Raw genomic sequence first — 13451 nt, 5'->3', positions numbered from 1 at the left:
TCGGGAAAAGAGGAAACGTATGAAAAGAATCGGAATTTTAACAAGCGGCGGGGACTGTCAGGGACTGAACGCGGCGATCCGCGGCGCCGCAAAAGCGCTTTATGTCGAATTCAAGGAAAACGTCGAGATCTACGGAATCAACGACGGATACCGCGGTTTGATCGAGGGCAGCTACAAACACATGAAGCCGGACGATTTTTCGGGTATTCTGACCCTTGGCGGCACCATTCTGGGCACTTCCCGCCAGCCCTTCAAGCTGATGCGCGTGGTGGACGAAAACAGCGTTGACAAAGTCAAATGCATGAAGGACAACTATAAAAAAATGAAGCTGGACTGCCTGGTGATTCTGGGCGGAAACGGAACTCATAAAACCGCCAACCTGCTGAGCGAAGAAGGGCTGAATATTGTCACCCTCCCGAAGACCATCGACAACGACGTCTGGGGCACCGATATGACGTTCGGATTCAGCAGCGCAATGGAAATCGCGACAAACGTGCTGGACTGCATCCACACCACCGCGACCTCCCACGGCCGGGTGTTCATTGTGGAAATCATGGGCCACAAAGCGGGATGGCTGACCCTGCACTCGGGCATTGCGGGCGGGGCGGACGTGATCCTCCTGCCGGAAATCCCTTACAGCATTGACAGTATCGCCCAAACGCTGGAGCAGCGCAATAAACACGGAAAGCGCTTTTCCATTCTTGCCGTAGCGGAGGGCGTGATCTCCCAGCAGGAAGCAAAGATGAATAAAAAAGAGTTCAAAGCGTCGAGGGCCGGGATGTCTTATCCCTCCATTTCCTACCGTCTTACAAGGGAAATCAGCGAGAGGACCGGCCAGGAAATCCGCGTGACGGTTCCGGGGCATTTTCAGCGCGGCGGAAGCCCCTGTCCCTACGACAGGCTTCTGGCGACTCGGTTCGGCACCGCGGCGGCGAAACTCATCTCCGATAAAAAATACGGAAATATGGTGGCTCTGCAAAACGGAAGCATCGTTCCCGTTCCGTTGAATGAGGTCGCTGGAAAGCTGAAGGGCGTCCCGACAGACTGCGAGATCATTCAGACCGCGCGGGACATCGGCATCAGCTTCGGCGATTGAGAAAGAGGGTAATATTATGAAACCGAGCAAAAACAGGAAACCCGCCTTCGTGGCGGTTACCATGATGGTCGGCGCGATTTCCGCCGCCATGGCGGCATTTACGGCCGTACTGAACATCTGCGCTTTTATCAAAATTGTCCGCTGTACCAATACGGTTCAGAAATCATTGCCTGAAATTGAAAAAGCCGCGCGGCTTTACAGGAAGAATCACACGGCGGAAAAGACGGACCGCGAACAGAAAAACGGATAACTTACCTTCCTGAAACAGGCATCCGACGGCTGAGCCGTCGGATGCCTGTTTCACAGCAATTCCATTTCAGTTTGCGAGATAAAACATGTCACTCCCCCGCCTTCGGCGGGGGAGTGACACAACCTTATTGCAGATCAACCGGAAACGCTGTAGATTGTTTTTTATGATACCGTAATATGGTCTTTGAGCCCCGCGAACGTTTTTTCGCCGATGCCGCTGACCTTCCTGATTTCCTCTACGCTTTTAAAAGGACCGTTTTTTTCCCGGTAATCCACAATCCGCTTCGCGATCACGTCGCCGATTCCGTCAAGGCCGTCGCTTATCTGCTGAACGGTGGCGGTATTGACATTGATTTTTCCGTTGACCGCCGGGGTTCCGCCCACGGAGGAGGGGGCTTCCGATCCGGTTTTCGGGATATACGTCTCGTCGGCCGACGAAGAAGCGTCCGTTGTGACAACAAGGTCGGAAAGAGAAACTTCGGGCACATAAAACGCGTTATACCCGATGATGAGGGCGAACAGTACCGCCGCGATCACCATGAGATACCGCACATGCAGAGTTTCATCGTCCATGCTGAAGCCACCTTATCCAGCGCTAATCCCGCTTTAACTTTTTCAGAAACTGAACAAAGTAAGCCGGAAGCTCGCTGGTAATTTCCATGTATCGGCCGTCACGCGGATGAAGGAATCCGATCACCTTAGCGTGCAGGCACTGGCCGTCCAGATTCGGAACGGGTTTCTTCGGACCGTAAACCACATCCCCCGCAACCGGATGCCCAATGTACGCCATATGCACCCGGATCTGATGGGTACGCCCCGTTTCCAGCCGGCACTGTACATGGGTAAACCCGTCGTACCGCGCAAGAACATGATAATGCGTAACGGCATTGCGGGAGTTCTTTTCGGTCACCGCCATCATCTTCCTGTGGAGCGGGTGCCTGCCGATAGGCGCGTCAATCGTCCCGTCATCCTCCTTCAGGCTTCCGTGGACAACAGCCTCATAGAGGCGCGTAAAGCTGTGCGCCTTTATCTGCTCTGCCAGGTTCCGATGGGCGAAATCGTTTTTCGCCACAATCAGCAGACCGCTTGTATCCTTGTCTATGCGGTGAACGATGCCGGGCCGGACGACCCCGTTGATTCCGGAAAGCGAATCGCCGCAGTGCGCCAGAAGGGCGTTGACCAGCGTGCCGGTGTGGTTGCCGGCGGCCGGGTGCACCACCATCCCCTTCGGCTTATTGACGACCAGTAAATCCGCGTCCTCATACAGGATTTCCAGGGGAATTTCTTCCGGCCGGACATCCAGCTTTTCCGGCTCGGGAACAACGAGGTCAATGCGGTCGCCAGCCGTACCCCGGTAGCTTTTCGTAAGGGGTTTTCCGTTCAGGGTCGCGTTGCCCCGCTCAATCAGCTTTTCCGCCGCGGAGCGCGTCATATTTTCCGTCTTTTCACTGACAAGCTTGTCCAGCCGGGTACCGGAATCTTCCGGCTGAATCTCAATTTGAATCATCTTCCGCATTATTTTGTACGGATAACCTTTTCCGCGCTGCTGTTTAAATCGGAAAAAAACAGGATATGAATCATTAAAAATACCGTTCCGACCGTTACGCAGCAATCGGCAAAATTAAAAATCGGAGGAAAAAAGCTGACAGAAATATAATCGACGACATAGCCATACATCATCCGGTCGATCAGGTTCCCGATTCCCCCGCCGATAATCAGCGTACCGGCCGCATAGGAAAAGAAATTATGCTGCCTGTATTGGAACAGGGCGTAAATGATGACGGCGGAAATGGTCAGAGTCACCACAACAAAAAGCCAGCGCTGGTTCTGCAGCATTCCGAACGCCGCCCCCCGGTTCTGGATATAAAAGATTTTTAAAAAGCCATTGATCACATGAAAGCCGCTGTTGGGCTGCAAATTGGACGTAACCAGCAGCTTGAGGATCTGATCGATTGCGACAGCCGCCGCTGCAAGCAATAGTGCAATAATTGCCAACGGAATCTCTCCTTTTGTATGGTATGATGATTGGAAAAGGGCGAACCAGACAGCCCGCCCTTTTTGCAGTTATTGAAAAGCTCACGCGCAACGGCAGGGAGCATTTTTAATGACGGTCGTAGACGCCTTCGGAAGAATCCCCGCCGCCAGCGGTTCCATCCTCATCGCTGAATGGAACGGAGCTGAAATGCTGCGGCTTCTCCTCCGGCGAAAAATCGTCCTCGTCAAAATTGGAGACCTCGGTGTTAAACAGGCGGTCCTGTTTTTCAGAAGGAACCGGTTCCTCCAAAGGCTGAGCCTCTTCCTCGGGCGCGGGGACCGGAGAAACCGGCTCCGGTACCAAAACCTCCGCATTCTGCGCGGGCGCTGCTTCGGGCTTCTGCGACGGCAAAGCGTCGATTAGGGTAAGGTGCTCTTTATAAAGGCCCAGCAGCTTGGAACGGAAATCCGAAACAGTCTGCTGAAGGCGTTCCATTTCCTTTTGCTGTTCGATCACGCTCTGTTTGGCGCCGGAAACGATCCGCTCCGCCTTGATGTTGGCGTCCTTTACAATGATTTCGGCCTTGTGGCGGGATTCGCGGATGGAAGCGTCGCCCAGCTTCTGGGCGCTGACAAGGGCATTTTTGATCTCATCCTCTTCCGAACGGTAGTCTTCCACTTTTGCAGCCAATATTTTCATTTTTTCAAGAAGCTGCTCGTTTTCCGCTTTCAGCCTTTCATACGCTTCTTTTTGCTCCAGGTCTTTTTTGAGGAGCGCGTCATAGGATTCCTTTACCTGATCGATGAATTGATCCACATCGTCGGTACGGTACCCGGAAAAACCGGATTTTCTGAAACTGGCGTTAATAATGTCGTTCATTGATAGCATGTTCGAGCCCTCCGTTAAATATATTTCCTGCCTGCGATACTCAATCTGCCTTTTTTTGTGACGGGCCCAAGGCGGTCAAGAACAAAGCGGCCCTTTCCCCTGATGGAGAGTTTGCTGTCCGGCGCGACAGCCGCCGACACCGAAGTGTTCACTTCATGGTTCAGCATCACCAGCCCGGCGCGAATCATCTCTGATGACTTTTCCCTGCTTGTGCCGATGGCGGCCGCGACAATACAGTCCAGCCGCGCGGAAGCGACAACCGCGGAAAAATCTTCAAAGTTCCTGCCGACCGGCAGCGGAAGTACGGCGCCTTTCTTCAGACGGACACCCACTCTGCCGATTTTCTGCGTCTGGGACAAAAGATAATCGGTTACCTCGCCGCGGGAAAAAATCACGCAGCGGCCCTCCTCCGCAAGGATATCCCCGAGCGTTTCACGCTGGAGCCCGTTTGCAAGGAGAGCGCCGAGAAAGTCGCGGTGGGTAAGCGTGTCGCAGGCACGATAGCTTGCGGTAACCGCGGCAATGGGAAACGATTCGGCATCCGGCTGTGCAAAGTCTGGAAATGCGCCAAAAACTACACGCTCCGAACCGTCGTATCCGCCCCAGAGCATATAGTTTTTAAAGGAAAGACGATTCATGATTTTCTGTGCCGCAAGCGCCTGGCGCTCGTCTAAAAAGCCCACAAAGCGGGGCTTCGCTCCGCTTTGTGCCAGACGTACGGCGTCGCAAAGTTTTGCTTCAAAAATTGCGTCGGCCGACTGTTTCTCCATTAAAAATAAACACCGTTGTTTTCCAGCTCATCTAAAACGTCGTCACCCGTCAGGTCAACGTTATAGGGCGTGATAATGAAGGTGCTTGTGGCGACCCTCTTGATCTTTCCGCCGTTCGCGTAAGCGACGCCGCTCAGAAAATCAATAATACGGCGGGAAATATCCTTGTTTGTATTTTCAAGGTTTAAAACCACCGTATGCATTTTCAAAAGCTCGTCCGCCACTGCGCAGGTCTCTTCGCCGAAGCGCTCCGGCTTAAACAGAACGACCTGCAGCTGAGCGGTCGCATGGATATTGACGACCTTGTTTCCGTTGTTCTGCACGGGCGCGCGCTTAATGGTATCGCGTTCGCGGATTTCGGCTTCCTCGTTCTGGCGGGAGGAAATTTCCTCCTGCTGGACACCGTCATAATCGTAGTCGTACTCGTCTTCCGGCGGGTTCCACATATCTTTGATTTTTTCTACAATTCCTGCCATCGCTAAGCCTCCTGTAATGATTATTGATTGTATATTCTTGGGCCAAACAGAGCAGAACCAATTCTAACCATATTGGCTCCCGATAAGATTGCCTGGGAATAATCGGACGACATGCCCATGGACAAGTAATCCATATTAACATTATCTATTTTTTTATCCCTGATGTCAATAAAATGTTGGAACATCTTTGAAAAATATCCCTGCGTTTCGCCGCTGTCCGCGTCTGCGGGCGGAATTGCCATCAAACCGCGGATATGGATCGCCGGCAAAAGCGAAATCTGCCCGATCAGGCCGTCCAGCTCCGGCGGCAGCACCCCCGATTTGTTGGGCTCGCTCCCGATATTGACCTCGATCAGAATATCGGCCGTAAGGTCCCCGGCAAGCGAAAGGCGGGAAATTTCCTTTGCCAGCTTAACGCTGTCTACCGACTGGATCATAGAGACCTTCCCCACTATATTTCTCACCTTATTGGTCTGTAAGTGCCCGATAAACTGAAGCTCGCACCGGGAAAGCGAATAGGCGCCGTACTTTTCGCAAAGCTCCTGCACTTTATTTTCACCGATATGGTCGATGCCGAGTGCGATCCCGTGGTTGATCACTTCCACCGGAACGGTTTTCGTGGCCGCAAGAAGCGTGATATCCTGCGGACGGCGTCCCGACTTTACGGCGGCGTCAGCTATATTGCTGCGGATCACCTTCAGATTTTCTTCCAGATCCGAAAACCGGCGGTCAAAATCATTTGACGACTTTTCCATCATATAAATCAGTCCCTTCCACAACTACTTCATCAAACAGCTTTACGGTTGAATCGGTCATCAGGTCCTCCTTCGGCGGATCGGTCCGGCAGATGGCGTAATTCCCCGTGCTGAACAGCGGAAAAATCTGCCTGAACTCTATTTCACTGCCGTGCATGACATACACGCCCTTGACTTCTTTGGTAACCGAAGTTGCCTTGCCGTCGCTGTCTTTTCCCGTTTTCGTCACCCTGGCAAAATGAATCGCTTTCTGGCTCACACGGATTCCCGTGTATTTTTCGATCTGAATCTGCGCCGTGGCGTTGCGGATCAGCGCCAGCGAAGAATTCATGCTGCTGCTCTGCAGAATAACGACCGCTTCGGTGTCTTTGTCCTTCTGGTTCACCGCGGCGACCGTCGCCGGGACGGTCTGATTGGAGGCAAACGGAAACTGAATAGATACGGCGGCGCCTTCCTTGAACTTGGACGCTTTGTCCGCCGCCGCCAGACAGGCGAAATACCAGTCGTAATCCTCACAGATCTTCCCCGCGGAGCCGTTTTGCTCCGCCGGCTTTTCCTTTTGCTTTTCCTTGAATTCCGCAGGTGTAATGGTTAACAGCTTGTCATAGTCGTAAACCGATTCATAGCCGTCCGCGGAGCTGATAAAATAGCCCGACGCCGGGGCGGTAACAGCGCCGGTCGCCGCGCTGTTGGATTTGGCCAGCGTCTCGCGCTCCGCTTTCAGCGCGTTGATTCTGGCGTTGAAATTCGCCGTCTTATCCGTTACGATCTGGCGCTCGTTGATCAGGTAGAGCAAATCTTCGCGGCTGTTCGTCAGCTCGGTATATTCGCCGGACTGGATGCAGTCCAGCAAATCCACCAGCTTCAGGTTGATCTGGGAGCCGATGGAACCGATGCTGGCAGCATAAGTGTCCCCCGGCGTGCTGAGCTTCTGCAGCTTGGAAATCTGGTAATCGAGGTCGGCAATCTGCTGCTGGGCCGCGGCGCTCTGCTCATTCGGGTAAATCTTCGCGACCGTGCCGCCCTTTGCTACCTTTCCCCCGTCGCTGACGCTGTAAGTGATCACGCCGTTGACTTTGGTGTTCATCAGTTTTTCTTTCCTGACGGCGGTGCCGGTCACCTGTACGGTGTCCGCCGCGCTGGCGTAGGACGCCGTTTCCGTCTGGACTTTTGCGTAATGGGAGTTATAAATCTGATATCCCATATAAATAAACAGAAGGATGGCTACGACAGCCGATGCGATTCTTCTCAGCAGCGGACTATTCATCATTCCCATCCTTTCCGATCGATGATCCGGAATGCCTGTTGGATCACTCCGTCAAAATCCGCGTATTCATCCACCATAATCCAACGGATGTTTTCGTCGCGGCGGAACCAGGTGAGCTGGCGTTTGGCGTACCGGCGGCTTTCCCGCTTGATGGACCCGACCGCCTCGTCCAGAGAGCACTCCGAGCGGAAGTACGGCAAAAGCTCCTTGTAGCCGATCGCCTGCAGCGCGGTCCGAGCGCCGGGCCGGTCCAGAATTTCTTCCGCTTCCGCCAGCAGCCCGTCCTGCATCATCCGGTCCACCCGCAGATTGATCCTGTCGTAGAGCTTCTGACGGTCCTGAAAATCGAGGCCGATGATGCGCGCATCGTATGGGGAAGGCGTTTGCCTTGACAGCTCGAGCTGTTCGGTCATCGTGACGCCGGTCGTGCGGTAAATCTCAATGGCGCGGATTACACGGCTGAGATTGTTCGGATGAATCCGCTGCGCAGACGCGGGATCAAAGCTGCGCAGCTCGTCGATCAGCGTCTGCACGCCCAGCTTTTCGGCCTTTTCGGCAAGCGCCTTTCTCAGCGCTTCGTCCTTATCGTTCTCGGTAAACCTTATATTTTGCAGGAGGGAGCGGATATAAAGCCCGGTTCCCCCCGCAATGACCGGCAGCCTGCCGCGCGCGCGCACCTCCGAAATGCATTCCGAAGCAAGCGAAACATAGTCCGCCACACTGAACGGCTGGGTAAGCGGCGCGAAATCGATCAGATGATGCGGCACGCCGCGCATTTCTTCCGCCGTCGGCTTGGCCGTGCCGATATTCATTCCTTTGTAAATCTGCATCGAATCGGCTGAAATCACCTCGCCGTTCCTGCGGAGCGCAAGCTCCGTAGCAAGGCGGCTTTTGCCGGAAGCGGTCGGGCCGACGACCGCCGCAACCGGGATTTTATCTTTCCCGCTCATCATTGTATCCGCCCAAACTGGCGCTCCAGGTCTTTTTTCTTCATCACGATGGATACCGGCCGCCCGTGCGGGCAGTAGCGGATATCCTCACTTTCCATTCTCCTGGCGAGAGCGGCAAGCTCCGTCGGCGAGCTCAGGTCCCCCGCCTTTACTGCCGCGCGGCACGCGACGTTGTGGTAAAGCCAGTCCAGCTTTTCCGTCGTGATATCGTTTTTGGCCGACTGCAGGTAGCCCGCAATCTCCATCACCGTACCCGCAATATCGTCGTCGCCGAGAATCAGCGGGACGCTCCGGACCAGCACGGTGCCGGAACCGAAGTCGTCGATTTCAAATCCCGCCGCCGCGCAGATGTCCAGGGAATCCATGACCGCGGCGTACTCGTTTTTCTCCAGGGTAACGGCGACCGGCTCCAAAAGCATCTGCTGGTCGGCCCGGCCTTCCTGCGCCCTGAGCTTTTCGTAGAGCATCCGCTCATGGGCGGCATGCTTGTCGATAAAGACCAGTTCGTCCCCCCACTCCAGAATAATATAAGTATGAAAGGCTTCCCCCACCAGCTTTTCCGGTTCCGGAGAATCGGAAGGTTCGGCCGGTCCGGGTTCCGGCACCGCCGGATTCTCCGGGGCCACGGGCTCCGTGACGGCAGGTACGGCCGCCTGATCTTCCCGTACCACGGGAAACGGCTCGGTAAATTCAATATTTGCCGCCGCGAAATCCGTATGGAACGTCGGCCTGTGTGAATCGCTGACCGCGAAACTGTAGGAAGGCGCCGCGGGGCGAACCGCCGGGATCACCGGCACGGCCGGCTGCGGTTGCACAGCCCCAGCCGCGGGGGGAGCGGAAAACCGGATCTGAACCGGGGCCTTCGGCTGTTCGAAAACCGCGGTCTCCTGCTTTTGAAAGGACATGACGTTTGGCGTGTCCCCGCGGTGAAGGGCTGTTTTGACGCCGTGGTAAACCGCGTCAAACACCGGTTTTTCATTGATAAAGCGAACCTCTATTTTCGAGGGATGGACATTGACGTCCACCGCCTGATAGGAAATCCCTATATGAAGCACGCAGGCAGGGACCTTTCCCACCATCAGCGAGCCTTTGAACGCTTCTTCCAGAGCGACCATCGCGGTGCGGCTTTTGATGTAGCGGCCGTTGATAAAAAAATGCTGCATGCTCCGGTTCGGACGCGCCGAGGCAGGTTTGCTGATGAAGCCCCAAAGCTTTACACCGTTCAATTCGTATTCCACCGGAATCAGCCCCGCGGTAAATTCCTTTCCGAAAACAGCGTATATGGCCGATTTCAGCTTGCCGTCGCCGGGGCTGTTCAGCGTTTCGCGGGAATCACGGATGAACCGCACCGAAATTTCCGGGTGAGAAAGAGCCAGTCTGTCCATCACCGCGGCGATGGCGTTTGCCTCCGTAACATCCTTTTTCAGGAATTTCATGCGCGCAGGCGTATTATAAAAAAGGTCGCGCACCACAAGGGTGGTTCCCTGCGCGCAGCCCGCATCCTCACAAGCCTGTTCCACCCCGCCGTCGATTTCATAGCGCGTCCCCGCCAGCTCGCCCCGCGTCGCGGTCAGAAGCTCCACCCGGGCCACAGCCGCGATGGAGGCCAGAGCCTCGCCGCGGAAGCCGAGGGTGGAGATGCTCTCCAAATCGTCCTGGCTGCGAACCTTGCTGGTGGCATGGCGCAGAAAGGCAACCGCAACATCGTCGCGGGCAATCCCGCTGCCGTTGTCCGTGACCCGCATATAGGTAATCCCGCCGTTTTTTATTTCCACGGTAATAGAGGCCGCACCGGCATCGATTGAATTTTCGACCAGCTCCTTAATCACGGAAGCAGGGCGTTCCACTACCTCACCGGCGGCGATCAATTCCGCGATATGTTTGTCCAATACATTGATTTTACTCATGAAACGCCTCCTTTTTCTGTGTTCCTATTTTGCGAGTGTGGCCAGCTCAAACAGCGTATTCATGCACTCAATGGGCGTCAGGGTGTTGACGTCCAGCTTTTTGAGCCTGTCCATAATTTCCGTCTCGTTCGGCGGAGTGATCACAAGCTGCAGGTCTTCCTGTGTTTCTTCTTTATGCCCGCGCCTTTTCGGCATGGTCACCTGCTGCCCGCTTTCGAGCTCCGACAGCACCTGCTTTGCGCGGTTCACGATTTTATTCGGCACGCCGGCAAGCTTGGCCACTTCGATGCCGAAGCTGTCGTCTGCTCCGCCGCGCACGATCCGGCGCAGGAAGGTAATATCGTCGCCGCGTTTTTTTACGGCGATATTGTAATTTTTCACGCCGTCAATCAGCTCTTCCAGCTCCGTCAGCTCGTGATAATGGGTAGCGAAAAGAGCCTTCGCGCCCAAAAGCTGTTTGTTGGCGACATATTCCAGAACGGCGCGGGCAATGCTCATCCCGTCGAAGGTCGAGGTTCCCCGCCCGATTTCATCCAAAATCAGCAGACTGTTGCCGGTGGCGTTTTTAATGATGTCCGCAACCTCGGACATCTCAACCATAAAGGTCGACTGGCCGGAAGCCAGATCGTCGGAAGCGCCCACACGGGTGAAAATGCTGTCCGTAATCCCGATTTCCGCATAGGAAGCCGGTACAAAACAGCCAATCTGGGCCATAATGACGATCAGCGCGATCTGACGCATATAGGTGGATTTACCGGCCATGTTCGGGCCGGTAATGATGGCGACCCGGTTTTCGTTCCTGTCGAGCGTAACGTCGTTCGGCACGAAGGGAGTATCGAGCAAAATCTCGACGACCGGATGGCGGCTTTCCCTGAGAATGATTTTCCCGTCCAGATTGACGATCGGGCGGACATAATGATGTTCCGCCGAAACCTGTGCAAAGGAAGTCAGCACGTCGAGCCTTGCAATCGCGTTGGCCGTCGCCTGTACGCGGGTAAGCTGCGCGGCTACATTGCTGCGGACGGCGTCAAAAAGCTGGAATTCCAGCTGTACGGACTTTTCGTGCGCGCCGAGGATTTTTCCCTCCAGCTCCTTGAGCTCGGGGGTAATAAAGCGTTCGCAGTTGGTAAGGGTCTGTTTGCGTATGTATTCCGGGGGCGCCTGATCCTTATAGGAATTGCTGATCTCAATATAATACCCGAATACCCGGTTGTACCCGACTTTCAGCTTCGGGATCCCCGTTTTTTCCCGTTCCTGCGCCTCGATCTGGGCGATGATACCCCGGCCGTCGCTCATGTCGCCTTTCAGAAGATCCAGTTCCTCGCTGTAGCCCGGCAGGATCATGCCGCCTTCCCGAATGGAAAACGGAGGCTCTTCCACAATCGCCCGGTCGATTATCTGGTAAACATCTTCAAGAACGTCGATATGCTGTTCAATCTCTGTAAGGAGGTTAGACTTTACATCTTTCAGCAGGGTCTTCAAAGCGGGCAGCCGCGTGATCGCGGAGGACAGCGAACGAAGCTCCCTGCCGTTGGCGGAACCGTACACGATGCGGGACATCAGGCGTTCCAGATCGTGGATTCCGGTCAGCTGTTCGGCGACGGAGTCGCGCAGAATAGCGTCCCCCGTCAGCTCCTCCACCGCATTCAGACGGCGGTTGATCTGGACCGGGCTCAACAGCGGCTGCTCGATCCAGCTGCGGATCAGGCGCTTGCCCATCGCCGTGCGCGTTTTATCAAGCACCCACAGGAGCGAACCGCGTTTTTCCTTGTTGCGCATCGTTTCCAGAAGCTCCAGATTGCGCCGCGCGTTCAAGTCCAGATGCATATACTGCGCGCCGGTGTAAAGGTCTATCCCATTAATGCGTTCGATGCCCACGCGCTGTGTGCGCTTCAGGTAGGAAAGCAGCGCGCCGACGGCCTGCACAATCTCCGTTTTATCGGAAAGCTCCAGATCCGCAAGGCTTTTGGAATGAAACTGATCCAGCACCAGCAAAGAACAGCTCTGCGCCTCAAACTCCGCGTTATCCAGCAGTTCCAGACTGGCGGAAAGCCGCTCCTTGATAAACTTCGGAAGCCCGGTCAGCTCGAGAGTGTTCTGATTGACGAGGATTTCGCGCGGCGAATAGCGGGAGAGCTCGTTTTTAATCTGCTCCGTCAGGTCGCCGCCGGAAAGCGTGGTCGCGTGCAGTTCTCCGGTGGAAATATCCGCAAAGCAAATTCCCGCGCCCGCGCCCTCAGCGCAGAGCGAGCAGATAAAGTTGTTGCGCGCTTCGTCCAGCATGCTGCTTTCCAGCACCGTGCCGGGCGTAATCACGCGGATGATATCGCGTTTTACCAGCCCTTTGGCCAGCGCGGGATCCTCCATCTGCTCGCAGATAGCGACCTTATAGCCCTTCGCGACCAGACGCGCCACATAGCTTTCATAGCTGTGGAAGGGTACGCCGCACATGGGCGCCCGTTCTTCCTGTCCGCAGTCGCGCCCGGTCAGCGTCAGCTCCAGTTCCTTCGATGCAAGTTTGGCGTCATCGTAAAACATTTCATAAAAATCACCAAGGCGGAAAAACAAGATTGTATTGGGATTTTGTTTTTTGATTTCAAAATATTGCTGCATCATTGGTGAAAGATTTGCCATAACCTGCGTTTCATCTCCAATTCATGACTTGATGGGGAATCAGTGACAGCCCCCGCAGGAGGAGCAGTTGCCGCCGCAGGAGGATTCCACGTAATCGGTGGTCTCCGGGTCCTCGCCGTCGGCGGACTGGCCGATAATGGCGCTGACGCGCTGAAGCAGGGCATCCATTTCTTCCTTGGCCCTGTTGTAAGCCGTCATATTCGGATTCTGCATGATCTGGGCGTAGACGTGGCGCAGCTCCTGATTGAGCACCTGCATTTTGTCGGAATCCTGCTCCGGCTTCTGAGCTTCGTTGTTGATCGCCATTCTTTTGAGATTGAACTCGCCGATCAGATCCTGCAGCTGCTGATCGTCGTCGCTGTTCTGCTTTGCAAGCTGCATATTCAGATAACGCTCGTCCTTCTGTATTTCTTTGCCGATTTCTCTCGCTAAACTGATAATATCCATTTTGTTACTCCTTAATAATAATTTATATTGATGAATA

Annotated in this window: 14 protein-coding genes; 2 read left to right on the top strand and 12 right to left on the bottom strand. The window is 54.8% G+C overall.

Features of this window, described 5'->3' with window-relative positions; all coding sequences use genetic code 11:
• Positions 1-19: 19 nt before the first annotated feature.
• A complete protein-coding gene (locus ACQGQ5_RS01360) occupies positions 20-1096 on the top strand; it encodes a 6-phosphofructokinase (protein ID WP_455734806.1) in 1077 nt (358 codons plus the stop codon).
• A gap of 16 nt (positions 1097-1112) precedes the next feature.
• Positions 1113-1346, top strand: coding sequence for a hypothetical protein (locus ACQGQ5_RS01355; protein WP_455734805.1), 234 nt, complete (start codon positions 1113-1115; stop codon positions 1344-1346).
• A 161-nt stretch (positions 1347-1507) separates the two neighbouring features.
• Here ACQGQ5_RS01355 and ACQGQ5_RS01350 read toward each other — a convergent pair whose 3' ends face one another.
• The 12 genes from ACQGQ5_RS01350 to ACQGQ5_RS01295 all read right to left on the bottom strand — a co-directional run bounded on the left by ACQGQ5_RS01350 (position 1508) and on the right by ACQGQ5_RS01295 (position 13414).
• Complete coding sequence (locus ACQGQ5_RS01350) at positions 1508-1918, bottom strand: ComEA family DNA-binding protein (protein ID WP_455734804.1); 411 nt, start codon at positions 1916-1918, stop codon at positions 1508-1510.
• 22 nt (positions 1919-1940) lie between these two features.
• Complete coding sequence (locus ACQGQ5_RS01345; RefSeq protein WP_455734803.1) at positions 1941-2852, bottom strand: RluA family pseudouridine synthase; 912 nt, start codon at positions 2850-2852, stop codon at positions 1941-1943.
• Positions 2853-2860: 8 nt separating this feature from the next.
• Positions 2861-3340 carry a signal peptidase II gene (lspA, locus tag ACQGQ5_RS01340; RefSeq protein WP_455734802.1) on the bottom strand — a complete coding sequence of 160 codons (480 nt, stop codon included), beginning with the start codon at positions 3338-3340 and terminating at the stop codon, positions 2861-2863.
• Positions 3341-3446: 106 nt separating this feature from the next.
• Positions 3447-4208, bottom strand: a complete 762-nt coding sequence (locus ACQGQ5_RS01335; protein ID WP_455734801.1) for a DivIVA domain-containing protein — start codon at positions 4206-4208, stop codon at positions 3447-3449.
• Positions 4209-4222: 14 nt separating this feature from the next.
• Positions 4223-4978, bottom strand: a complete 756-nt coding sequence (locus ACQGQ5_RS01330) for a YlmH/Sll1252 family protein (RefSeq protein ID WP_455734800.1) — start codon at positions 4976-4978, stop codon at positions 4223-4225.
• Complete coding sequence (locus ACQGQ5_RS01325) at positions 4978-5454, bottom strand: cell division protein SepF (protein ID WP_455734799.1); 477 nt, start codon at positions 5452-5454, stop codon at positions 4978-4980. The genes ACQGQ5_RS01330 and ACQGQ5_RS01325 overlap by 1 nt, the downstream gene beginning before the upstream one ends.
• A gap of 20 nt (positions 5455-5474) precedes the next feature.
• On the bottom strand, positions 5475-6212 hold the full coding sequence (locus tag ACQGQ5_RS01320; protein WP_455734798.1) for a YggS family pyridoxal phosphate-dependent enzyme: 738 nt from the start codon (positions 6210-6212) through the stop codon (positions 5475-5477).
• Positions 6190-7479 (bottom strand): HlyD family efflux transporter periplasmic adaptor subunit, encoded by a 1290-nt coding sequence (locus ACQGQ5_RS01315; RefSeq protein ID WP_455734797.1) that lies wholly within the window; start codon positions 7477-7479, stop codon positions 6190-6192. Before ACQGQ5_RS01315 ends, ACQGQ5_RS01320 begins: the two co-directional genes overlap by 23 nt.
• Complete coding sequence (gene miaA / locus ACQGQ5_RS01310; RefSeq protein ID WP_455734873.1) at positions 7476-8426, bottom strand: tRNA (adenosine(37)-N6)-dimethylallyltransferase MiaA; 951 nt, start codon at positions 8424-8426, stop codon at positions 7476-7478. Before miaA ends, ACQGQ5_RS01315 begins: the two co-directional genes overlap by 4 nt.
• A complete protein-coding gene (gene mutL, locus ACQGQ5_RS01305; RefSeq protein ID WP_455734796.1) occupies positions 8426-10333 on the bottom strand; it encodes a DNA mismatch repair endonuclease MutL in 1908 nt (635 codons plus the stop codon). Before mutL ends, miaA begins: the two co-directional genes overlap by 1 nt.
• A 24-nt stretch (positions 10334-10357) precedes the next feature.
• Positions 10358-12967, bottom strand: coding sequence for a DNA mismatch repair protein MutS (mutS, locus tag ACQGQ5_RS01300; protein WP_455734795.1), 2610 nt, complete (start codon positions 12965-12967; stop codon positions 10358-10360).
• A 39-nt stretch (positions 12968-13006) separates the two neighbouring features.
• Entirely contained in the window at positions 13007-13414 is a 408-nt protein-coding gene (locus ACQGQ5_RS01295) for a YlbF family regulator (protein WP_275717168.1), read from the bottom strand.
• Positions 13415-13451 lie beyond the last annotated feature (37 nt).

The sequence above is a fragment of the Caproiciproducens sp. genome (assembly GCF_053840905.1).
The sequence above is the reverse complement of the archived record's forward strand: the minus strand, read 5'-3'. Positions and strand labels throughout refer to the sequence as shown.